The organism is Flavobacteriales bacterium (assembly GCA_026129465.1).
Lineage (GTDB): Bacteria > Bacteroidota > Bacteroidia > Flavobacteriales_F > PHOS-HE28 > PHOS-HE28.
On the sequence record JAHCIA010000001.1, the window covers coordinates 2,846,496 to 2,869,020 of the forward strand.

21 protein-coding genes are annotated in these 22,525 nt (G+C 59.4%); 13 read left to right on the top strand and 8 right to left on the bottom strand.

The window, feature by feature from the left end; genetic code table 11:
* Positions 1-114: 114 nt before the first annotated feature.
* Positions 115-1,671 carry a hypothetical protein gene (locus KIT10_12115; GenBank protein MCW5900004.1) on the top strand — a complete coding sequence of 519 codons (1,557 nt, stop codon included), beginning with the start codon at positions 115-117 and terminating at the stop codon, positions 1,669-1,671.
* Here the strand turns inward: KIT10_12115 and thiL are convergent.
* Positions 1,668-2,711 carry a thiamine-phosphate kinase gene (gene thiL / locus KIT10_12120; protein MCW5900005.1) on the bottom strand — a complete coding sequence of 348 codons (1,044 nt, stop codon included), beginning with the start codon at positions 2,709-2,711 and terminating at the stop codon, positions 1,668-1,670. The genes KIT10_12115 and thiL overlap by 4 nt on opposite strands.
* A 62-nt stretch (positions 2,712-2,773) precedes the next feature.
* Entirely contained in the window at positions 2,774-5,935 is a 3,162-nt protein-coding gene (locus KIT10_12125) for a hypothetical protein (protein ID MCW5900006.1), read from the bottom strand.
* Positions 5,936-6,312: 377 nt separating this feature from the next.
* Here KIT10_12125 and KIT10_12130 point away from each other — a divergent pair, with 377 nt between their 5' ends.
* The 3 genes from KIT10_12130 (at position 6,313) to KIT10_12140 (ending at position 8,430) form a co-directional block, all read left to right on the top strand.
* Positions 6,313-6,639 carry an iron-sulfur cluster assembly accessory protein gene (locus tag KIT10_12130; protein ID MCW5900007.1) on the top strand — a complete coding sequence of 109 codons (327 nt, stop codon included), beginning with the start codon at positions 6,313-6,315 and terminating at the stop codon, positions 6,637-6,639.
* A 109-nt stretch (positions 6,640-6,748) separates the two neighbouring features.
* The gene (sufB, locus tag KIT10_12135) at positions 6,749-8,197 is read left to right on the top strand and encodes a Fe-S cluster assembly protein SufB (GenBank protein MCW5900008.1); all 1,449 of its coding nucleotides are present in this window, start codon (positions 6,749-6,751) and stop codon (positions 8,195-8,197) included.
* Between the two features lie 17 nt (positions 8,198-8,214).
* Entirely contained in the window at positions 8,215-8,430 is a 216-nt protein-coding gene (locus KIT10_12140) for a DUF2905 domain-containing protein (protein ID MCW5900009.1), read from the top strand.
* 12 nt (positions 8,431-8,442) lie between these two features.
* Here KIT10_12140 and KIT10_12145 read toward each other — a convergent pair whose 3' ends face one another.
* The 4 genes from KIT10_12145 to KIT10_12160 are packed head-to-tail and all read right to left on the bottom strand — an operon-like array spanning position 8,443 to position 9,529.
* Complete coding sequence (locus tag KIT10_12145) at positions 8,443-8,913, bottom strand: hypothetical protein (GenBank protein ID MCW5900010.1); 471 nt, start codon at positions 8,911-8,913, stop codon at positions 8,443-8,445.
* Positions 8,897-9,106, bottom strand: coding sequence for a hypothetical protein (locus tag KIT10_12150; GenBank protein ID MCW5900011.1), 210 nt, complete (start codon positions 9,104-9,106; stop codon positions 8,897-8,899). The genes KIT10_12145 and KIT10_12150 overlap by 17 nt, the downstream gene beginning before the upstream one ends.
* Positions 9,107-9,139: 33 nt before the next feature.
* Positions 9,140-9,295 carry a hypothetical protein gene (locus KIT10_12155; GenBank protein ID MCW5900012.1) on the bottom strand — a complete coding sequence of 52 codons (156 nt, stop codon included), beginning with the start codon at positions 9,293-9,295 and terminating at the stop codon, positions 9,140-9,142.
* A 15-nt stretch (positions 9,296-9,310) separates the two neighbouring features.
* Complete coding sequence (locus KIT10_12160) at positions 9,311-9,529, bottom strand: hypothetical protein (protein MCW5900013.1); 219 nt, start codon at positions 9,527-9,529, stop codon at positions 9,311-9,313.
* 366 nt (positions 9,530-9,895) lie between these two features.
* Here KIT10_12160 and KIT10_12165 point away from each other — a divergent pair, with 366 nt between their 5' ends.
* The 4 genes from KIT10_12165 (at position 9,896) to KIT10_12180 (ending at position 14,117) form a co-directional block, all read left to right on the top strand.
* Entirely contained in the window at positions 9,896-12,325 is a 2,430-nt protein-coding gene (locus KIT10_12165; GenBank protein MCW5900014.1) for a tetratricopeptide repeat protein, read from the top strand.
* A 121-nt stretch (positions 12,326-12,446) separates the two neighbouring features.
* Complete coding sequence (locus KIT10_12170) at positions 12,447-12,713, top strand: hypothetical protein (GenBank protein MCW5900015.1); 267 nt, start codon at positions 12,447-12,449, stop codon at positions 12,711-12,713.
* Between the two features lie 204 nt (positions 12,714-12,917).
* Positions 12,918-13,673 carry a response regulator transcription factor gene (locus tag KIT10_12175; GenBank protein ID MCW5900016.1) on the top strand — a complete coding sequence of 252 codons (756 nt, stop codon included), beginning with the start codon at positions 12,918-12,920 and terminating at the stop codon, positions 13,671-13,673.
* Between the two features lie 153 nt (positions 13,674-13,826).
* Complete coding sequence (locus KIT10_12180) at positions 13,827-14,117, top strand: hypothetical protein (GenBank protein MCW5900017.1); 291 nt, start codon at positions 13,827-13,829, stop codon at positions 14,115-14,117.
* Here KIT10_12180 and KIT10_12185 read toward each other — a convergent pair.
* Both KIT10_12185 and KIT10_12190 read right to left on the bottom strand, forming a co-directional pair.
* A complete protein-coding gene (locus tag KIT10_12185) occupies positions 14,109-14,504 on the bottom strand; it encodes an IS5 family transposase (GenBank protein ID MCW5900018.1) in 396 nt (131 codons plus the stop codon). The genes KIT10_12180 and KIT10_12185 overlap by 9 nt on opposite strands.
* Positions 14,435-14,875, bottom strand: a complete 441-nt coding sequence (locus KIT10_12190) for a transposase (GenBank protein ID MCW5900019.1) — start codon at positions 14,873-14,875, stop codon at positions 14,435-14,437. The genes KIT10_12185 and KIT10_12190 overlap by 70 nt, the downstream gene beginning before the upstream one ends.
* A 105-nt stretch (positions 14,876-14,980) precedes the next feature.
* Here KIT10_12190 and KIT10_12195 point away from each other — a divergent pair, with 105 nt between their 5' ends.
* The 5 genes from KIT10_12195 to KIT10_12215 all read left to right on the top strand — a co-directional run bounded on the left by KIT10_12195 (position 14,981) and on the right by KIT10_12215 (position 22,389).
* Positions 14,981-15,583 carry a hypothetical protein gene (locus tag KIT10_12195; GenBank protein ID MCW5900020.1) on the top strand — a complete coding sequence of 201 codons (603 nt, stop codon included), beginning with the start codon at positions 14,981-14,983 and terminating at the stop codon, positions 15,581-15,583.
* Positions 15,584-15,631: 48 nt separating this feature from the next.
* Complete coding sequence (locus KIT10_12200; protein MCW5900021.1) at positions 15,632-17,155, top strand: T9SS type A sorting domain-containing protein; 1,524 nt, start codon at positions 15,632-15,634, stop codon at positions 17,153-17,155.
* 130 nt (positions 17,156-17,285) lie between these two features.
* On the top strand, positions 17,286-19,604 hold the full coding sequence (locus KIT10_12205; GenBank protein MCW5900022.1) for a VCBS repeat-containing protein: 2,319 nt from the start codon (positions 17,286-17,288) through the stop codon (positions 19,602-19,604).
* A gap of 30 nt (positions 19,605-19,634) precedes the next feature.
* Positions 19,635-21,740: a T9SS type A sorting domain-containing protein gene (locus KIT10_12210; protein MCW5900023.1), complete on the top strand. Its 2,106-nt coding sequence runs from the start codon at positions 19,635-19,637 to the stop codon at positions 21,738-21,740.
* A gap of 145 nt (positions 21,741-21,885) precedes the next feature.
* The gene (locus KIT10_12215) at positions 21,886-22,389 is read left to right on the top strand and encodes a hypothetical protein (GenBank protein ID MCW5900024.1); all 504 of its coding nucleotides are present in this window, start codon (positions 21,886-21,888) and stop codon (positions 22,387-22,389) included.
* Positions 22,390-22,525: the final 136 nt, after the last annotated feature.

Below are 22,525 nucleotides of genomic sequence, written 5' to 3' on the forward strand. Positions count from 1 at the left end.
ATCGCCCCCGCTTCCTCCGCGGTGCATGCCGTTGCCCGTTGACCATACCGACCGATGTCGCATGCCTCGTAGTTTCCCTCTGCATCCGGCATCAAGGCCGGCACATGCCACGGCATGCCGAACAAGGCCCACGACCATGTGCATCGACTGGTGCGGTCGATGACGAGCACCGAGAAGCGCTACTTCAAGGTGCATACGGGCCGCCACGGTCAGGGCACCGGCCAGCATGAGTTGTTCGACGCCATCGCGGCGATGGAGGTGTACGATGAGGCCGCCTTGCTTGAGCGTTTCAGGGACCAGGCCTTCAGCCATCATTTCGCCATCACCAAGCGCCGGCTCTACGCATCGATACTGCGCTGCCTTGAGGCTTACCATGCCGACGGTTCGGTGGACGCCAGGCTGCACGGCATGCTGCGCCAGGTGGACCTGCTGCATGAGCGTGCGCTTTACGAGGATGCGGCCAAATTGCTGCAAGGCACCCGGCGCCTCGCCAGGCAGCACGACCGGCGCGCGATCCTGCTGGCCCTGCAGGACAGGGAACGCAAATTGTTGGAGCAGGGCAACTACGGCAAAGCACGCCTGTCGGATGTGGAGCGGCTTGCCACGGGCAGTGCGGAACTGCTGGCGGAGCAGGCCGAATTGGACACACTATGGGACCTGAAGAGCAGGGTCTTCCTGCTGCTCTATCGTGAAGGACGCGCGCGCGACATGGCCATGCGGGCGGCCTTGGATGAAGCGCTTGACCACCCCCTGCTCGACATTGCTACGCCGCTGCGCTCCGCGCACGCGCGGTTCCTCCGCCTTCATATCCTGGGCGCGGCGGCCTTCGCACTAGGCGATCTGAACACGTGCCATGCGCATCTGTTCGCCAACCTGGAATTGCTGCGGGCCGAGAAGGAGAAGTTCATGGACGACCCCTCGCTCGTGATCGGGGTGATGAGCAATCTGGTCCATGTCTGCGACAGCTTGGGCAGGACCGACGAGGCCGGCCAGCTGCTCCAGGAATTCCGCACGCTGCCGGCCACCTGGGCCATGCCGGAGACGGAGGACCTGGAGACGAAGCTGTTCATCAGCACCAACAGCCTCGAATTGTCGCTGCTGATGCGAAGCGGCGAGTTCGGTCGCGCTCTGGACCTGGTGCCTTCGATCGAGAAAGGTCTGCGGCGGCATGCGGGCCGGATGGGACCCGTGCGCAGGGGGGCGTTCCTCTACCAGGTGGCCTTCGCCCATTTCGCGGCAGGCCACCCCGATCAAGCCGTGAAGTGGCTGCACAGGTTGCTCAATGATGTGCGGATCGACGAGAGCGCGGAGATCGTCAGCTTCGCGCGCCTGCTCGATCTGCTCGCGTTGTATGAGGCCGGAAGAACGGACCTGCTGGCCTATGCGTTGCGGAACACCGAGCGCATGTTGCGGGCACGTTCCCGCACGCATCGTTTCGAGCCGGTCTACCTGGAGCTTGTCCGTCAGTTGCTCAAAGGGGGTGATGGTGCCACCATCGATCGGGCGATCGGAGCATTCCTCGGTAAAGTGCGCGCCCTGGAAGGCGATCCGCAGGAGCATGCGGCATTCGACCATCTGGACCCCATCGCCTGGGCGGTGGCCAGGCTGGAAGGGAGGGCCTTCGCGGAGGTGGTGCGCGAAAGGGCCCGCCGGGTGGGTCGTGCCGCCTAGTCGCGCTTCAGGAAGGCATCCCAGCCCTGCGCGGTCAACTCGTGCTCACTGCCCTGCTTGTCCACCAGGCGGTAGCCGCTGGCCTTGTCGGTCATGTGCCCCACCACGGTCAGGTTCGGGTTGCCCTTGAGCTTGTCGAAGTCCGCCTGTGCGATGGTGAAGAGCAGTTCATAGTCCTCGCCTCCGTTCAACGCGCAAGTGGTGGGGTCCAGGTTGAAGTCGAGTGCGGTGCCGTGGGTGGATGGATCGATCGGCAGCTTTTCATCGTAGAGGCGCACGCCCAGGCCCGAGCCACGGGCAAGATGGATGGCCTCGCTGGCCAGTCCATCGCTGATGTCGATCATCGACGTGGGCCTGACGTTCAATTGTTTCAGCAGATCGATGATGTCGCGCCGCGCCTCAGGCTTGAGTTGCCGCTCCAGGATGTAGTCGTGTCCGGCAAGGTCGGGCTGGGCACCGGTCTCGGTGAAAACAGCTTTTTCGCGCTCCAGAATTTGCAGGCCCATGTAAGCGCCGCCCAGGTCGCCGCTCACCACCAACAGGTCATGGTCCCGCGCTCCACTGCGGTACACGATGTCCTCCGGCCGTGCCGCCCCGATGGCCGTGACGGCGATGACAAGCCCGCTGCGGCTGCTGCATGTGTCGCCGCCTACCAGGTCCACACCATATTTCTCGCAGGCCAGCAGCATGCCCGCATACAGCTCATCCACGGCCTCCACGGGGAAACGGTTGCTGAGGGCCAACGCCACGGTCACCTGCCGGGGAGTGGCATTCATGGCGTAGACATCGCTGAGGTTCACCACGATGGCCTTGTAGCCCAAATGCTTCAAAGGCGCATAGCTGAGGTCGAAATGGACCCCCTCCACCAGCATGTCGGTGGTGACCACCTGGTGCAGACCCTGGGCGTCGATCACGGCCGCATCATCGCCGATGCCCTTCACTGAGGAGGTGTGCTGCAGCTGGATACGCGAGGCGAGGCGTTCGATGAGGCCGAATTCGCCCAGGGCGGAGAGCTCGGTGCGGGAAGGAGTGTCGGGCATGGTTCGGGCCGTCGCATCCCGATCGATGCGCGGGGCAGCGAAGCTACAGGCGCGGAACGGCTTCAATGGCGCACCACACGCACAGCCGCACGGTGGTCCCCGATGTCGAGTTGGAGCAGGTACACACCTGCCTCAGCAGGCAGCAGATCGCCGAGTGTGAAGGTGAACGTACCCTTGTCCACGCCAAATGTGGCATGCGCCACGGATCGCCCCAAGGTGTTCAGCGCGCGCACATGGAGCATTCCGCTGAAGGGCACATCCAGCTGGACCAGGGCATCGTGCTGGAAGGGGTTGGGCCAGACGCGGGGATCGGAGAGTCCCTGCATGTCATAGTTCAAAGCGATGATCGGCGAATGTGATGTGGTGCCGTCATGGTCCACCTGCCGCAGTTGGTAGAAATGGATCCCCCGCTTGTTCGGCCGGTCGTCCACAAAGTGGTAGTCCACGGGCGACCATGAATCGCCCATGCCGGTCACGCGGCCTATGGTGGTGAAGCCCGGGTCTTCCACATGTTCGGCTGATCTTGAAAGCACATCGAACCAGGCGTTGTTCTGTTCGCTGGCGGTGGTCCAGTGAAGGAGGCCATCCTGGCCTGAAACGCGGCCCGTGAACGAGAGCAGGGTGATGGGCAGGGGGTTCTGGCCGGAGATGGAAGCCAGGGTGAAGGGACCGAAGCGGTCGTTGGGCCCTGAGGTGACCGTGCCGGCCGCGATGTTGCCCGTGGTCCCTGTATTTCCGCGGTCGAACCAGGAGGGGGTCGGGGCGAGCGTGTCGAAATGCGCCACCCTCAGGTCGGGCAGGAAGGTCACCCCGCAACTGTTCACATCCCAACTCAGGGTCACCTGGCGCGCATGCGTGCCCACCTCCCGGTCCAGATGCCAGAACTCGCAGCTGCTGATGTGGTCCAGCGGTGGGTTCACCAGGTCGTTGTAGGGTGGCTCGGGATCCTGGTCGAAGTACTCCGCCACCAAGGACTCGATGGACAGACTTCGTCCCAGCGCGATGTTGTCGATGGCGAAGGACTTGCTGTTGACCACGCCATTGCCATTGTTCCGCCAGCGAATGCCGATGCGGGCGTTGGGGTTGTTGTTCAGCGCATTGGCCAGGGCGGGTGGCGGGCCACCTCCGACACTGAAGCAATTGTTGTTGGTGAAGTCGAACACATGCACCCATATGCTGCCATCGTAGGCCCATAGTGAAGCCACATCATCGGCATCCACGGTGTTGCCGCGCCGCGCCGCATAGCCGAAGCTGGTGATGGTGGTGTTGGAGAAGTCCATCACCGGCGATTCGGCGCGGAGGTCCGTGATGTTGTCCGGGCCATCATCGTAAAAGGCGCCGCAATCCACCGTGGGGCAGATGCCTCCGGCCAGCGGACCGATGTGCAGGGTGGGGTTCGTGCCCGGGGAAGGTGGACAACTGTTCAAAGGTCCCGACTCCGAATAGCTGATGTACCAGCGGTTGCCGGCCGGTCCGTTGGCCCCTGTGGCGGTCACGGTCCATGTGCCGAAGTCCGTGGTGTAATTGTGGGCGTCGCAGCCGGCCGCGCAATCCCCCGCACCGCGTGTGAAGGTCTCGGTCGATGGTCCCAAGGCCGAAGGCGCGGGCACGGCGCTCATGCCGATGGGTCGCATCAGCGCCCCCTTGCCCACCGGGAAAGTGAAGGCCGCATTGCCCAGTTTGCGCATCCTCCCCGTGACGAAGCTGGCGTTGCTGCCCCCGGTCGCGGTGGCGGTGGTGTTCAGCGTGAGCGCCGGTGCACCGCCGTCGTTCAATATCCGCCCGGAGGTCAGCTGCAGGTTGTTGTTCACCGTAAGGGGCATCTGCAGGGCCACGTCACCGGCCGCTTTGGCGACGGTGAGGTTGAAGGCCGTGAATCCGCCGGACCCGCTGATCGTCTGCTGCTGCCCGCCCGCCAGCGTGATGCGCCGCGTGTTGGCCGCCCCGTGGCCGATACCGCCGTGGCAGAGGATGTCGCCTTCCACGGAGAGGCCCGTGCCCGTGATGCTGAGTGTGGAGCCGGCCCGCACGGACATATCGCCCAAAACGGACATGGGCGTGGCGTTGGTGTTCGAGTAGGTCAGGGTGCTGCTGTTGGTGCCCGCGCCGCCCACATCCAGGTCGCCCAGGATCGTGGGGAAGCCCGTGGTCCCGGCGAAGGTCACCGCGAAGGCCAGGGTATGGAGGTTCTCGATCACCAGGTTGGGGTAGATCATGCCCACGGCCGTGGCCGAAGGGATCAGGCCGCTGTTGCGCCGCAGGATCCAAGTGGCCGTTTCCGCCATGCTGGCGATGCCCCCGAAGTAGTTGTCCTGCCAGTCCGTGGCATTGCTCGATCCGGTCTTGATGTACGTGCCGCTCGTGCCCAGTCGCCAACGTGCGCCTGCATCCCATTGGGTGGAACCCGGGGCCGCCCCGTTCAACGCATCCTCCAAGGTGCCCTGTACGTCCAGGTCCACCCCGGCGCCGTCGGCGATGCGGGGCGGACCGCCGGCCAGCACGAGCGTGCCGCCCTGTTCCACGGTGGTCTGGTCCATGGAGGCGTATTGGCTGATCGTCGCCGTGTGCCCGTTGCGGATGGTGATGCTGGCCGACACATGCGATGGGGTGTACGGCGTGGCCGACCACGGTGCCGCACCGGTGGGAGAGGTCTCCCAAATGCCCGCATCGTGCCAGGCACCGGAACCCACCGTTCGGAAATGGTCCGCGCTGTTGGCCGCCACGTAAATGTCGTCGATGCGGGAAACACCACCCGCAGCGACGGTGCCGCCACCCACGGAGGTGTTGTTCGTCATGATCCAGCGGAAGAACAACGAAGGCTGGTTCTCGCAGGCCACAGGCAATGGCACCGCCGTGAGGACGCCCTGGTTCCAGTTGTTCGCCGTGGTGATCGGCGGTACGGTGGCCAGCGCGGTCCATGCCCCTGCCACCCCGATCCGGTATTGCAGCGTGAAGTTGCGGGGTCCTGTGCCGGAGCTTGTCTGGCGCGAGGAGATCCAAAGGTTTTGGTGGCCCGTGGTGTTCACCTCGATCTGCCACCATTTGGCCCCCGCGCCAGCATCCCAGTCGGTCGCATGGGCGCTGAAGGTGGTATGGCCTACGAAAGTGAAACCCGGTGCCGCCGTCCCGATCGCCACGATCTGGGCGCCGGCGTTCTGTGGAACGGCCACATCCACCAGGGCATCGTCCGGGTTGTTGGGGAAAGTCCAACCCGCCAGGGTCAACTGGCCTTGGACCCACTGTGGAAACCCGGCCGCGACCAAAAAAAGGACGTGAAAACCGACCCGGGCCGGCGAACACATGCGCTTGGGTTGAACGGGGCCCATGATCCTGGTTGAAAGGTGGTACCGCACGATCAGGACAATTCGCGAGCGGACAAGTTCAACTTCGTGCAAAGCTATGCTGACCGTCAGCGCCATGGGGTCCTGGTCATCAGGCCATTTGGCGGGCGGGCGGCTGGATCTTGCCCAACAGGAACAATGCGTGCCGCCGATCGTTGTCCGCCTGGCCCATGACAAGGGCCTTGGCAGCTTGACTACCTTTGCGATGCCCCTTCTTTAGAAGCAATCCAAACAAGGGGAGGGTAGAAGACAAAAGTGTCATGATCAAAGTCTCTGAGAGCGCAAAAGCCGAGGTCACCAAGCTCCTCGGCATGGAAGGCCGCGGGTCAGACCACTTCGTGCGTGTAGGCGTGAAGGGCGGCGGTTGCAGCGGCCTGATGTACGACCTGGACTTCGACGATCAGCTGAAGGACGGCGACAAGGTTTTCGAGGACAACGGGGTCAAGGTCGTCGTGGACAAGAAGAGCCTGCTCTACCTGCTGGGCACCACGCTCGACTTCAGCGGTGGCCTCAACGGCAAGGGTTTCCAATTCGTGAACCCCAATGCGAACCGGACCTGCGGTTGCGGGGAAAGCTTCAGCATTTGAGGAAGAAGCCGCAGAGGCGCTATGACGCAGAGAACCCAGAATGAAAGCCCGCCGCAATAGCAGAACGCCCTCCCTGCGTCTCTGCGCCTCTGCGGCCAGCAATTGAGCCATGGCACAAGACACCGACGACATCCTCCGCGAGGTCACCGAGAAGGAATACGCCTACGGTTTCGTCACGGACATTGAGAGCGAGAAGGCGCCCAAGGGCCTGAACGAGGACATCGTGCGTTTCATCAGCGCCAAGAAGAACGAGCCCGATTGGATGCTCGAGTGGCGCCTGGAGGCCTTCCGCCTGTGGCAGAAGATGGAGGAGCCCGATTGGGCCCACGTGCACTACCCCAAGATCGACTACCAGAACGCCTATTACTACAGCGCGCCCAAGAAGAAGCCCACGCTCAACAGCCTGGATGAAGCCGACCCTGAATTGGTGAAGACCTTCGAGAAGCTGGGCATCTCGTTGGAAGAGCAGAAACGCCTGGTGGGCGTGGCGGTGGACGTGGTGTTCGACAGCGTGAGCGTGAAGACCACCTTCAAGGAGACGCTCAAGCAGAAGGGCATCATCTTCTGCGCGTTCAGCGAGGCCGTACATGAGCACCCCGAACTGATCAAGAAGTACCTCGGCAGCGTGGTGCCCCGCACGGACAATTACTTCGCCGCGCTCAACAGCGCCGTATTCAGCGATGGGAGCTTTTGCTACATCCCGCCGGGCGTGCGTTGCCCCATGGAGCTGAGCACCTACTTCCGCATCAACGAGGCCATGACGGGCCAGTTCGAGCGCACATTGCTGATCGCCGATGAGGGCGCGTACGTGAGCTACCTCGAAGGCTGCACCGCCCCCATCCGTGACGAGCACCAGCTGCACGCCGCCGTGGTGGAACTGGTGGCCCTGAAGGACGCCGAGATCAAGTACAGCACCGTCCAGAACTGGTACCCCGGCGACAAGGAGGGCAAGGGCGGCATCTACAACTTCGTCACCAAGCGCGGACTCTGCCTGGGCGATCGCAGCAAGATCAGCTGGACGCAGGTGGAGACCGGCAGCGCGATCACGTGGAAGTACCCCAGCTGCGTGCTCAAGGGCGATGACAGCATCGGCGAATTCTACAGCGTGGCCGTGACCAACAACCGCCAGCAGGCCGACACCGGCACCAAGATGGTCCACATCGGCAAGGGCACCAGGAGCACCATCGTGAGCAAGGGCATCAGCGCGGGCCTCAGCAACAACAGCTACCGCGGCCTGGTGAAGATCGGCAGGGGCGCCAAGGGCGCACGCAACTTCAGCCAGTGCGATTCGCTCCTGCTCGGCGACCGCTGCGGCGCGCACACCTTCCCCTACATCGAAAGCGAGAACCCGAGCGCGATGGTGGAACACGAAGCCACCACGAGCAAGATCGGTGAGGACCAGATCTTCTACCTCAACCAGCGGGGCATCGAGACGGAGAAGGCCGTGAGCCTGATCGTGAACGGCTACTGCAAAGAGGTGCTCAACCAGTTGCCGATGGAATTCGCGGTGGAAGCGCAGAAGTTGTTGGCGGTGTCGCTGGAGGGATCGGTGGGCTGAACGGGCCCGGATACGCGATGCGCCGTGCACTCATCCTCCTCGGCCTATTGATCCTGCTGATCGGCCTGCTCTGGCCGTGGCTCACCCAGGGCAACTGGTGGCGCTGGTTCGGACGCCTGCCGGGGGATATCCGGATCGAACGCGAAGGCTTCAGCTTCTACTTCCCGATCGTGACGATGATCGTGATCAGCGTGGTGATCAGCGCCGTGCTTTGGGTGGTGAGGAGGGGGTGAACGACGGGACCCTCACGCGGTTCCTTCCCGCCTTCGCTGCAATTCATCTACGTCCAGCAGGTCCTTCGGCCGGGCGGACTTGATCTTGCTGTTGACCAGGTCGTCGAAAGCGAGCACCCGGATCCGAGTGACCGGCTCACCAGCGATGGAAGCCTCTACCGCACGGGCGAACGCTTCTTCAAAGGAACAGCCCGGGTTGAAGCTGGTGATCAACTCCAATTCCTGCTCGGAAGAGATCTTGATGGACACGTTCTGCTCGGCGCTCAGCACCGATGGTGGCAGTTCGCTCTCATACCCCATGCTTGCAAGCACTTGCTTGAGCCGATCGAAGTTCTCCGGTGTTGGTTCGATCCAGAGATCCACATCAGCGGAATTGCGCTGGTAGCCGTGGAAGTTGACAGCCCCTCCGCCAACCATCAAGTAACGCAGGCCCAGTTCGCGCGCCGACCGCAGAAAGCCGAGCACATCATCCTCGTAGCGCATCCTTTCGGCGACGAATGATGAAGTTGCCCTTGCTTTCCTCGACCCAACCCTTCACCACATGCGGAAGGTCGAAGCTGCGCAGGAACGATAGCAGCCGCTCCGATGGGCTCAAGGCCAGGAACTCCCGCTCTCGCCGGGCGTTGCTCTCCGCCTTGGTCTCAAAGCGGAGGTCGGGTTTGCGGGGGGCATGCATGGACCCCGAAGATACGTGGGGCAAGCCCTCGTGTCAGGCCCCGAAGGACTTCAACCGGGTGGCTGTCTTCTCCCCCAACATCTCCTTCACCGCCTCTTCCACCGCCACGTCATCGATCCCGCACTCCCGGTACAATTCCGGCTGCGTGCCGTGCTCGATCCACTTGTCCGGGATCGCCAGGCGCTTCACGTGGGCGGCGTAGCATCAGCAGATATGGTTCTCAGGGGGGCTGCGGAGCGTGACATACCACACTTCTCGACCACTGTAATACAACCCTTCCTCTTTCACTGCCAGGGGCAGCATGGTAAAGCAAGCAGGCAAGAGTCCGCCCCTTGCATAGGCATAGAAACTTGCAAAGCCCTTGTCGCAGGCGCCGGTGAACTCGACCAGAACCTTGCCTTCCATATCGCGCGGGATCACCATACATAGACAGTGTACGTCCAACGGCGGAAAGCCATGTGAGCCAGACGCCCACTCAAGCGTGATGGGGACGCTGTCGTGCAGGATGGGAGCGAGCTTTACAAAGGACTGAGCGCCGACACCGATGCCGCATAAGGGCAAAGCACTGACAAGCAACGTCCTCGTTACGATGCTCGGTTGTGACCCCATCAAAACCATCTCTATGCGGTCCGAACAAGCCAGAATGAGCGATCGCTCGCTTGAGTGAAGCAGTATATCTAATACTCGACAGCACTGTGATCGGAAAGTTGATCGGTGGCGCAGCTTTCGACTCATGTCGATATGATGTTCATCATAAGCGACTGAAAGTATCGGCGATAGTCCCTATCATTGATAGCGTTGAGGAAAGTTAGTGCATCCAATTGTGGTGTTGACGAACAGGGCCAGCCATCCATGGTGAGAGCTCTTCGTCCAATAGTCTTCATAGCGCTATTGGGTGCTGATTGCCTTGGCGGATCCACCCTTTTCGCACAAAAGGTCGCCCGTATCGATTCCATCGAACAGGTGATCTCCTCCGCCAAGCATGATACGACCCGGATCGCCGCCATGCTGGCCCTTGGCGAGGCGATCTACATGACGGATCCCGACCGCAACTGGGAATTGTCAGCTCAGGCATTGACCGAGGTGGAACGTGCGTTGCGGCGTTCAGGAATGGGAGCCACGGAGCGAAGGGCCATGCGGCGGTTGAAGGCGCTCGCATCGAACAACAAGGCCGTTTCACATTTCATCTACGGCGAACTTGACAGCGCATTGACATTGTTCCGCGATGCGGAAGAGATCTACAAGCGCGTCGGTCCGGCAACGAGAGAAGCGGATGCATTGAACAACCAGGGGTTGGTGTACGGGGTGTTGGGGAATGTTCCGGAACAACGCCGTTGCCTGATCACTGCGCTACAGGTCTATGAGCGGGAAGGGGATGAAGTGAACGCGGCCAAGGCACGGATCAACATGGGCAACCATCTGAGGGAGCAGGGCCACCCCGATAGTGCGCTGCACTATTTCGGACAAGCGTTGGCGGACTTCGAAAGGCTGAGGTCCGATCACGGCGTTGCGAGCTGTGTGTTGAACATCGGGCAGGCCTTGGCCCAACAGGGCAAGCCGGTCCCTGCCATGGAGCATCTTTTACGCTGTGAGGTCATGTTTGAAGCGTTGGGTGATGTACGCGGCCTCGCCGTGTGTCTCAACAACATAGCCTCCATCCAAATGGATCTCGGTGCCACGGTCGAAGCGCTTCAATACCTCCACCGTGCGCTGGAACTGAACACGATGATCGGCGCGAAGGCCGAGCAGGCCACCAACCAATTGAATATCGGTGGATTACTTGAACGCCAGGGTTACGTGGACCTTGCGACGGAGCGATTCGAGCAATGCTTGTTGCTGTATACTGCAATTGGGGACCAGGTGGGTTTGACGATCGTCCATGGTCAGCTTGGTGACCTCTTGAAAAAGAGCGGGTCCATGGATCAGGCCGCGGTCCATTTCAACGAGGCCGTCCGGCTTGCCGAGGGCATAGGCCACCCCAGTGAACTGGCCAATGCCAAGTACAAATTGGCGCACTTCAAGAAGGACCTTGGTGACCTGGCAGCCGCCATGCACCTCTTCCATCAAGCCCTGGAACTGGATCTCAGCACCGACGACAAGTCTTCCACATCGCAAACCCAGTCGAGCATTGCAGAGTTGCATTTGAAACTGGCCGACAACGCTGCGGCCATCGAGTGGGCTGGCAAAGCACTGGCTACCGCCAGGGTCGCTGGTTATCCCAAGGACCTACTACGGGCTGCTGGTGCATTGCATGAAGCACTGGTCCGGAAGGGACGGTGGCGGGAGGCCGTGGAGATGCTGCAACTGTACCATCAGATGAAGGACAGTGTGAAGAACGCCGAACAGGCGAAGCAGGTGCTCAGGTTGCAACTGGAGCATGTTTTCCACCACAAGCAACTGGCCGACAGCCTCGCTCACCAGGCGCAATTGGAGGAACTTGAACATGAGCGCCAGGTGGCCGAGTTGAGGTCCAGGCAAGCGCGCGATCGTTCCTGGGCCATGGCGGGTGGTTTGATCGTGCTGGCCGTTGGTGGCGGTACCATTTTCCGGCTGGACCGCAAACGCAGGAAAGAGCGTCACGCGCGCCAAGCCGCGCACTTGCAAATGCGCCTGCTGCGGACGCAGATGAACCCCCACTTCCTGTTCAACGCCCTGCATGGCCTGCACGGCTACATCCAGGAGAACGAGCGGGAGCTGGCCACGGCCTTTCTGGCCAGGTACACCCGCCTGATGCGGTTGGTGCTGGAACATAGCCGGCAGGACGACATCACCCTGGCGGAAGAGATGGAAGCGCAGCGCCTTTACCTTGAGTTGGAGCAAGAGCGCATGAACGGCCGCTTCCAGCATCAGATCGAGGTGGACCCAAGCATTGACCCCGACCAGGTGCTGGTGCCGCCGTTGGTCATCCAGCCCCTGTTGGAGAACGCCATCTGGCACGGCATCTCACCCAAGCAGGGCATGGGGCGTATCCAAGTGAAAGTGACTCGGCACGATCAGTACCTGCGCTTTGCTGTGCAAGACAATGGCGTGGGCCGTGAGCATGGGTGTCAGAATGACACCGTTAGGCATGGGCGAACCTCCCTCGGCACTACTATCACGCGCGAGCGGCTGACCCTGATCGGCCAACGCCATGGCATGGATGCCGACCTGGTCGTCATGGACCTCGAGCAAGGGACCCGGGTGGAGGTGCGTTTGCCTTACGCCCAGACGGACGGTTAGAACAACCGTGCGCACGGTCATTTCCGCCGTCCACGCATTGGCGCTTCACAGAACCCTGATACACCATCAATTTGGCAGTACCGGAATGATCCGGATAGCCCCAATTGATACCCCCTTTCCGATGAGCACCGAAACCACCACCAAGCCCACCACCACCATCGTGATCAACCAGAAAAGCATGGGGCTGGCCCTGCTGCTCTCCTTCCTGTTCGGCCCGCTGGGCATGCTTTTCGCCACCATCGCAGGCGCTGTGGTCATGTTCATCATTGCGGTTCCGGTGGTGCTGTTCACCGGAGGCCTCGGTCTGTTGTTGACCATCCCCATCGGCATGATCTGGAGCGCATCGGCCGTGAACAGCTACAACCGGAAGCTGGCGGGTGGCGCTTGATCGACCCTTGAATATTTTCCGGCAATTACAGATGGTGCGTATGGTATGCATCATATCTATGATGCCGGTCGATCCACCCTACCTAGGACACCGATCGAGACTTGCATATTTCGCGGAAAGATCTACTTTGCCCTCCGAAGCCGATATGGGTGATCAGTGTGGAAGGATATCGGCATAGTGACCACATGAATGGTTCGATCACCCATGAAGCCCAGCCTCACCGCCGTTATCGTAGAGGATGAAGCACGCGCCCTCGCCCACCTGGAGGGCCTGTTGCGCAGGCAGCATCCCGAGGTGGATCTGCTGGGCAACGCCGTTGATGTGGAAGCCGCCATCGCGCTCGTGCGCCGGGCACAGCCACAGGTGCTCTTCCTCGACATCGAACTGAAGGACCGCACCTCTTTCGATATCTTGAAGGCCTTGGGTGATGCCCGTCCCCATGTCATCTTCACCACGGCCCACGATGGCTACATGCTACAGGCCATCCGTTTCAGCTGCCTGGACTACCTGCTGAAGCCCATCGACCCGGCCGAACTACGCGAAGCGGTGGCCAAAGCCCAGGAGGCCGTGCGCAGCGCGGAGCGCCCCGCGCAGATGGACATGCTATTGAAGAACATCGATCGCGCCGGAAGTGATCGCGTGATCGCCGTGCCGGTGGCGGATGGATTGGAATTCGTGCACGTGAACGAGATCCTCGCCTGCGAATCGGACTCCAACTACACCACGCTACATCTGCGCGATGGCAAACGCATGGTGATCTCGCGCAGTATGAAACAGTTCGAGGATCTCCTCCAGGGCACGGCCTTCATGCGGGTACACAATTCCTGGCTGGTGAGCCTAAAGCACATCCGCAAGTACCTCCGCGGCGATGGCGGCGAGGTGGTGCTTTCCAGCAACCTGCACGTGCCGGTGGCCAGAAGGAAGAAACAGGAGCTGATGGACTCGTTGGAGATGGTTTGAGATCAGGATAGGATCATGCATGCCCAGGCCACATCACACGATCGCCGTTCAGATGGAAGGATCCACCATCCACACAATGACTTCCACCGTCCGCTCGTGCGTGCGGGTTCTCTTGCGATCGACGAATCAGATTTGGACTCAACATTTAGAACCATGACGACCATGTCTATATCTCTCATTACTGCGGCTCGGGCTCTAGAACGCTTTGGCCTTCTCGTTATCCTGTTCATGTTGCCGTTCGGCTGGGAGGCCTCGGCGCAGCAGGTGCTCACCAACAAGGACTTGGTCCAGTTGGTAGAATTGGGGATGGGCGAGGAAGTGATCCTGAGCAAGATCGCGACCAGCCTGAACGATTTTGACACCAGTACAGAGGCCTTGGTTATACTGAAGAAGGCCGGACTAAGCAGTGCGGTCATTGCCAAAGTAGAAGCCATCTCAAAATAGTTTGCGCATGAGGATCATGGCACAAGCGAGCTGGACGAAGCCCAGGAAGTTGATGCTGTGATACTCGTAGCGGACCACAGTACGCCTGAAGTTGTTGAGCCAGGCGAAGCATCGCTCCACCTTCCATCTCCGCTTGTATCTGCGAAGCTCCCTTCCATCTTGGGATTTTGAACGCCCTGCGCGGTTCGGTGCGATCATGCGGACCTTCCTGCGCTTGAGCTTGCGATCGAGCTGATCGCTATCGTAGGCCTTGTCGCCGATGAGCACTTGGGGCAATTCTTCCATGAAACGCGCGGCCAGCGTTTGGGTCACGAGCTTCACTTCGTGGGTGCTGGCTCCGAAGGTCCGTACGGCGATAGGAAGACCAGCAGCGTCTGTGACGACCATGATCTTGGTGCCTTTACCTCGCTTAGTCGGGCCGATATGGAGCCCCCTTTTTTGGCACTGGAGAAGGTGCCATCGATGAAGCATTCTGTGATGTCGATCTTCCCTCTTCGTTTGAGGTCCTGCGCCAAGGCCCACAGCACCTTGTCCCATACGCCCTGCTGACACCAGCGCTGGAAGTACCGATGGCACGACTGGTAAGGAGGGTAGCGCGGTGGAAGATCCTGCCATCTGGCTCCTGTCCGGCAGATCCATAATACCCCATTGAACACCTCCCGAGCATCCAGTGGCTTCCTGCCACGCGTCTCGGTCCTCTCTTGAATAGGTGAGAGCAGGTCCTTGACCGCTTCCCACTGGGCGTCCGTGCAGTCCATCGTTTTGGACATCGAAAGAGGACATGCACGGTGAAAGGATCAAGACCCTCCCTTCTTCGGTTGTCAAACGCCCGTTGTTCATGGCTCAGGACACCTCAACTATTTTTGAGATGGCCTCTAGTGGAAGCGGGCAACAGCAGCTCCTACAACAAGGTCGTGGATGCCAATGACCCTGCTGCGCCCCACCGGCCAGGCATCTATTATTTCAACGAATCGGGGAACTTGGTGGAGCTACTGCCCAATGTGACCGCGCAAAGCAAAAGTCGCGGCAATCTGGGTACGCGCATGAGCTATGGCATCGCCAAGACCAAACAGGTGTCGCGCCTCAGCAAACCCACCGCGCGCACCCAATTCGATCGGGTGCCGGAGTTCTATTTCTACTTCAACCAACAGGAGGCAGCCTTCGAGCAGAACCTGTACAACTTCTACGGATTCGTTTCGGCCACCAGCCCAAACGAGTTCACCTTGGCAAAACTCACCCCCAAGGAAGATGCCCGCGAACTGGAGACCGGTGCGGCCAATTACTACACTTCCGAGCACGGCATCAGTTCCAAACACGCGGTGGACTTCAGCTTCGACCCCATCGCTCCCGGCATCTACAAGGTGACCCCGATCAACCTCCCATCAGGCGAGTATTGCTTTGTCTACACCGGAGCAGCACCCAGTGCTTACTCTCAGCAGAAGGTGTTCGACTTTGGTGTGAGATGATTCCTGTGCGCCTATTCCTAACTTCCAAAACAAACGAACATGCGGTACATGACAGCACTTTTGACCATGCTCACTTCACTGTGCGCGTTCACTCAAGCCGGTGGGGTGCTCGACCCATCCTTTGGAACCAATGGAATAGTAACGACGAGTATTGGCCCCGTCAGTGATTGGGCTTCGGACGTTGCTCTGCAAGATGATGGGAAGATTGTTGCCGTTGGCTTCGCCGGAATTACGTCGAACCCCTTCTCGAATGATTTTGGCACTGCTCGATACACTTCTAGCGGACAACTTGACCCTACTTTCGGGAGTGGAGGAACGGTAATGACCCATATCAGCGGAGACGACCAGGCGCGTGCAGTCGGCATCCAACCAGATGGCAAGATTGTCCTCGTGGGAACATCGTCGACGAATAGCAATGGAAACATCACGATAGTGCGATACAATGTGAATGGGACACTGGACAATACATTTGGTTCCAATGGAGTAGTTGTACGTAATACCGCGGTGAATGATGCAGGATTTACGCTAGCCATTCAACCTGATGGTAAACTACTGGTTGGTGGAAGCGCAACTGTAGGTGGTACATTGCGAATGATAGTTGCCAGATACAACCCCAATGGATTATACGACAATTCTTTTGGAACAGGAGGAGAGGTGATATTGAACTTTGGCCATACGGCGGCTGGTGTGTTTGATATGGAAATACTCTTGGATGGAAGAATACTTCTCGGAGGCTACTCCGGCAATACCAATGCACGCGATTTTGCGGTAGTACGGCTTAATGCTGATGGCAGTTTGGACGGGAGCTTTGGTACTGGAGGCAGTCAGATTACTTCGCTATCACCAGGCAATGATTTTGGCCGAGGTCTTGCAATTCAGGATGATGGAAAAATCCTGCTCTGCGGGGATACTAGAATAGGGAACGATGTGGCTGCCGCTTTGCTGCGCTATAGTGTCAATGGGATTCTGGATATCACCTTCGGCACCAATGGATTTGTCACCCTAAACCAAGGTCCCGGTGATGATATCGCTCAACGCGTCGTCGTTGATAGTGATGGCCGTATTCTCCTCGTTGGACAAGTGGCAGATGGAGCCGCAGTACAACACGCCCTTGTCCGTCACCTCAGCACTGGTGCCTTGGACATTTCGTTCGGAAGTAATGGCATCGCTTCTCTTCCTAACTCATCTGGATCAGCCTTGGTTCAACAGGCGGATGGTCGCATTGTAACGGTAGGCAGGATGGTCAACGGAGGCCTCAATGAGTTTTTGGTTACGAGGTACTTCGGGCCACCCACTCATCTAGACAATCCTATTGTCGGAGCTTCAATCAGGCCACGCATCTATCCCAACCCTTCCGCAGGGAGCTTCACGATCGAGAATCAGACATCCCGACCATTGGGAGCTGAGTTGATGGTCTTGGACGCCTTAGGTCGTGTGGTGGTGCAACCGTACACCGTGATCGGCACCGATCGCTTCGTTCTGGATCTCGAAGGAGAAGCCAGTGGTGTGTACTTCCTCCGCTTGACCACACCGGAAGGGGTATTCACGCGGGAGTTGGTGATACAGCGGTAATGCAGAACGGTGCGCTTAGGATTGTTCAAACGAGCGCATTGGCGGTGACTGTGTGAGGATCGATTTGTAGGCGAGCCAATAGGACAGAAGTCGAGAGGAGATAATTCTCTATGCCATGACGCGATGTACCATGAGATACGCACCACAACACATTACAAGTGTTCTACTTCTTTGCGCAGTCGCGTTTCCTTGCCAAGCCCAGTTCGGCGCAGGCATCGAGATAGCAGCTGATGTGCCCAATGATCTTCATGGCCGGATCGGGGCCGTGGATCTGGATGGCGATGGTGACCTGGATCTGGTCTTCAAGACGAATGCGGGCCTGGTCTGGGTGGAGAATATGGATGGGGCGGGCAACTTCGGAGCGCCAAACCTACTGGCTGGCGCCGTTGCACATTTTGCGGTCGCGGACGTGGATGGCGATAGCGACCAGGATGTGGTCTATGCGGATGGCGATGGGCAACTGTTCTGGATCGCGAATCTCGACGGCCTGGGGACCTTCGGCCCTCCACAACTGGTGACCGCAGTTGGCGGGCCTGTGGGGCGACTGCTATGCGCCGACCTGGATGGCGATGGCCTACCAGAAGTGGCCCTTGCGCTGAATAGTGGTGGGCAAGCCGTCGTGCAAGTGTTCCTCAACACGGGTGGGGCCTTCGCGCCCGCAATGGTCACTCCCTTCGGCACGGAGGGAAGCGGACTCAGGCTTTTGCATGGTGATATCGATCTGGACGGCAACGCCGATCTGGTGACCCTGGATGGCGATGGCATTTTGCGTGTGATGCGCAATGATATCGGGGATGCGGTGGATTGGGGGCTGGTGCAGGTCGCGGAGACCATGCCCGATGCATTGCTTCAGCTTGTGGATATTGATGATGATGGGGACTTGGACATTCTGATGAGCCAGTCTGGGCTTATGCAATGGGGAAAGAATTTGTCAGCACCAGGTGTGGTGGTCCCTTTTGTGCTGCACGACATCGCACCGGACGGCGCAGTGAACCATTTTGGCCATGCGCTTCGTCTAGGTTGTGGGCTGGGTGTATCGATCATCCATTATCAAGGAATAGCGGGCCACCTGTTCTGGTCATTCTTCGACCTGGACGTTGGAGACTTCATCAGGCCCAGTCCGGATATTCTGATCGCAGGTATATCGGCCTTTGGCATGTTGGCTTCTGCGGACTTGAATGGTGATGGCCGTGAGGACATTATCCACCTGAACCTCTGGAATGCGATGCTGATGTGGTACCCCAATGAGATGCCTGAGGTGGCAGACCCTGGAAGCGTGAGCATCGCACCATTCGATCCGGTGTGTGAGACCACTGGGCCTTTCATATTAACCAATGGATCACCTGGGGGCGGGGTGTGGAGTGGACCAGGCGCCAGTGGGTTGGAGTTTCATCCTGCTAACGCGGGTGTGGGGACGTTCACTTTGACCTATCAGGCAGCTGCTCCCTGCCCAGTGTCGGCCCAGGCGGATATCGTCGTGATCCCCACCACAAGTGAAGGGGTGGAGTTGGTTCCGTTCCCGATCCTGTGTGTTTCAGGAGGAGCCTATCCATTGGATATGCACGCCTCACCTTCCACAGGTATTTGGAGTGGTCCGGGGGTGACCAACAATGTTTTCATTCCGCCAGGGGTAGGCGCGTTCACTCTGACCTATTCGATCGAGGGATCCTGCATCCAGGTCCAGAGTGACATGGAAGTCATAGGCGCTCCCGTAGCGGTGCTTGTGGAAGGTGATATCAACAATGGGTGTGGTACGGACCCCTTGGTCTTCGAGGCATATCCACCCGGTGGCACTTGGTCGGGCTTGGCAGGACCGGATGGCGTGGTGCCCCGCTCTTGCGATAATCGTCCGGCTGCTGGCCAAGTGCTTTACACCTACGCTGCTCCCAACGGTGATTGTGTAGGGAGTACGGGCGAAATTTTGGATCTAAAGGCATGTGTTGCTATTGACCTCGGACCTGACATCGTGCTCTGCAGCAATGCGGATACCTTGGTCGTGACGTTGTTGCCGCCCTTCAATGGCGGTGCCGGGTTGGGGGGTGACTTTGATCTGGTGGTGTATAATCCCAACCCGCCAGGGCCACAATTACCCACCGGTTATTTCAGCCCCGATAAACTCCCTGGTGTCTATACGCTCACAGGCATAAGGACGGCTTCGAACCAGTGTCCCGGATACGACACGCTGCTGGTGGCAGTTGTGGCCGCGCCTGATGTGCTGACGGGGCAGTACGGACCATTGTGCAGCGATGGCGGGCCGATCGAGCTGTTGGGTGAACCAGCCGGGGGCGTATGGAGTGGCGATGGGGTCATCGGTGGTCAGTTCGATCCCACCGAAGCTGGCACCGGCACTTGGACGCTGACCTATACCGTGACCGAGAACGAGTGTACGGGATCCGCGAGCACGGATATCCAGGTGAATGGATCCATTCCTGTCGATCCCGGCACTTAAGGACCCCTATGCGCATTTGGGGATCCGATCGTGCTTGACCTGGCGCAACCATCCGGTGGAACATGGAGTGGCCCTGGTGTGGTGGGTGACGTCTTCACCCCGCCCGGACCAGGGTCATTCGTCCTTACCTACACCATACTGGAGCCTTGTGAGCAACAGGCCCAGACCACGATCGAGGTCTTCGGTACGCCTACGATCGAATTGGTCTCGGGCGATATTGCCAATAGCTGCGGCACCGATCCGCTGCTGTATACCGCCGATCCACCGGGAGGCACTTGGTCGGGCTTGGCAGGGCCAGGCGGTGTGGTGGATCGCTCTTGTGCCATGCGTCCGGCTGCTGGCCAAGTGCTCTACACCTTTTCTGCTGCCAACGGGGATTGTATTGGGAGCGCAGGTGTGATCCTGGATCTGAAAGCTTGTGTTGCCATAGACCTCGGGCCTGACATCGAGCTATGCAGCAATGCGGACACCTTGGTCGTGACGTTGCTGCCGCCCTTCAATGGTGGTGCCGATCTGGATGGGGACTTTGACCTGGTGCTGTATACCCCCAACCCTCCGGGTCCGCCGGTGCCTACTGGTTATTTCAGCCCTGGCAAACCAGCTGGTATCTATACGCTCACGGGTATGAGGACCGCTGCCAACCAGTGTCCCGGATACGATACGCTGCTGGTAACAGTTGTGGCCGCACCTGAGGTGGACCCTGGAGTCTACGGGCCAGCATGTAGCATTGATGGGCCGATAACGTTGGAGGGTGATCCGGCGGGCGGGACTTGGAGCGGTACTGGGGTCACTGGTGATCAGTTCGATCCGGCAACGGGCACACAGACCATTGTCTATACCGTGACGGAAGGGATCTGCACCACCATTGGGAGCGTGAGCATTGAAGTAGAGGAGCCCACCATCTGGTACGCGGATCAGGATGGGGACGGCCTGGGTGATCCGGCGGTGCAAGTCTTGGCCTGCGAACAGCCCGACGGCTATGTGCCCAATGATCTGGACCCCTGCCCGTTCCTGCCTTTCATGAGTCCCGGTGACGCCTGTGATGATGGAGATCCCTCCACAGGGAACGATACGGTGGATGTGAACTGTGCATGCGTTGGAGTGATGATCGACTGCAATGGTGAGGCAGGCGGCACAGCCTTCCTCGACAACTGCGGTGATTGCGTCGGTGGAAACACCGGCGACGTGGCCTGCGAAGCTGACTGCAACGGCGACTTCGGTGGCACTGCATTCCTCGACAACTGCGGGGTTTGCGTGGGTGGCAACACAGGTGAGTTGCCCTGTGTGGCCGACTGCAACGGCGACTTCGGTGGCACTGCCTTCCTCGACAACTGCGGGGTTTGCGTGGGTGGCAACACTGGTGAGTTGCCCTGTGTGGCCGACTGCAACGGCGACTTCGGTGGCACTGCCTTCCTCGACAACTGCGGTGACTGCGTTGGGGGCAACACTGGGGAGTTGCCCTGTGTGGCCGACTGCAACGGCGACTTCGGTGGCACTGCCTTCCTCGACAACTGCGGTGACTGCGTTGGGGGCAACACTGGGGAGTTGCCCTGCGTGGCCGACTGCAACGGCGACTTCGGCGGCACAGCCTTCATCGACAACTGCGGTGATTGCGTGGGTGGCGACACGGGACTTGCGCCCTGCGCGGATGATTGTCTGGGTGAGCCCGGAGGCGACGCAGAGGTCGATGCCTGCGGGGTGTGCTATGTAGGTGGCGCTACCAATCCCTCTTGGAACTCCACCTGTGCGGACTGTGTTGGCGTTCCATATGGCCCAGCACAGATAGGTACTCCTTGTGACGATGACGATCCGAACACAGAGAATTCATACTGGACGGACGATTGCAACTGTGATATTGGAACTGGTCATGGCAGGCACGATAACCGTTGGAGTGGGGTGTCGATCTTCCCGAATCCATCACCGGGCTTTTTCATCATCCGATTCAATGATCTTCAATTGGATCAGATCGAGATGTCGGTGTACAACTCCATGGGTCAAATTGTCAAGGCACCATATCAGATCGTGGGTTCTTCCGAAGGACTGCTTAACCTGGAGGGTGTACCCTCTGGGTTGTATTACTTGCGTTTGCTCCACGCAAAGGGCGTCAGGACATACGAGATAGTGATTCAGAGGTGATCGGATCGGATGACTGTAGAAGGTGGCTCGTTGTTCAATCCTCTGGCTTATTGTGTCTATCGACGACACGATTAATTCTGGGGCTTGACTTGCGCATTCGGAGGTAAAGAGTATTTTGGACGTCACAGAAAAAAGTAAGGTCATGATGAGAACGATCCTCGTATCGATGGCTGCGATATTGTGTTTGGGTTCTTGCACGGAACTGCTGCCAACACAAACGGCGAAGAGTCTCAACATCTATGGACCGGGTGTGATCCATCATCCGGTCATCGTGGATCTGGATGTGCAGGGCACAAAGATCAGTGCTTCAGCGACCGGGTTGGCATCCAATATTGCAGGACTCAGGAACGATGCGATCTCCAATGCAGTCAAGATGGCAGGCGCTGATGTGTTGGTCGAACCCGTCTTCGAAACCAAGCCCCAAGGAGGGCGCATTGTGGTGACGGTCACTGGATTCCCGGCCACCTACAAGAATTTCAGGCCAGCTCAACAGGCGGATGTCCCCCTGCTGGAGGCGGGTGTCATGCGTCAGGCCAAGGTCTCGGAGGTTGCTCCACAGCAAGTGCGGAAGAAAGGTGGTGGCGGAGCAGTGGTCGCGATAATAGTAACGTTTGGCCTGCTCATAGTCGTTGCGAATAGGCTCCTCTGACAGTTCCACTTGTTGCGGTTCGGAACACTATATCGGCATGTCAGTTTCGGCGATTGCGCATAGGTGGATTGGTTGGTATTTGGTCGCATGTGGCTGCGGATTCGCGAGTGCAGCTAGCGCACAAGTGTCGCGCACA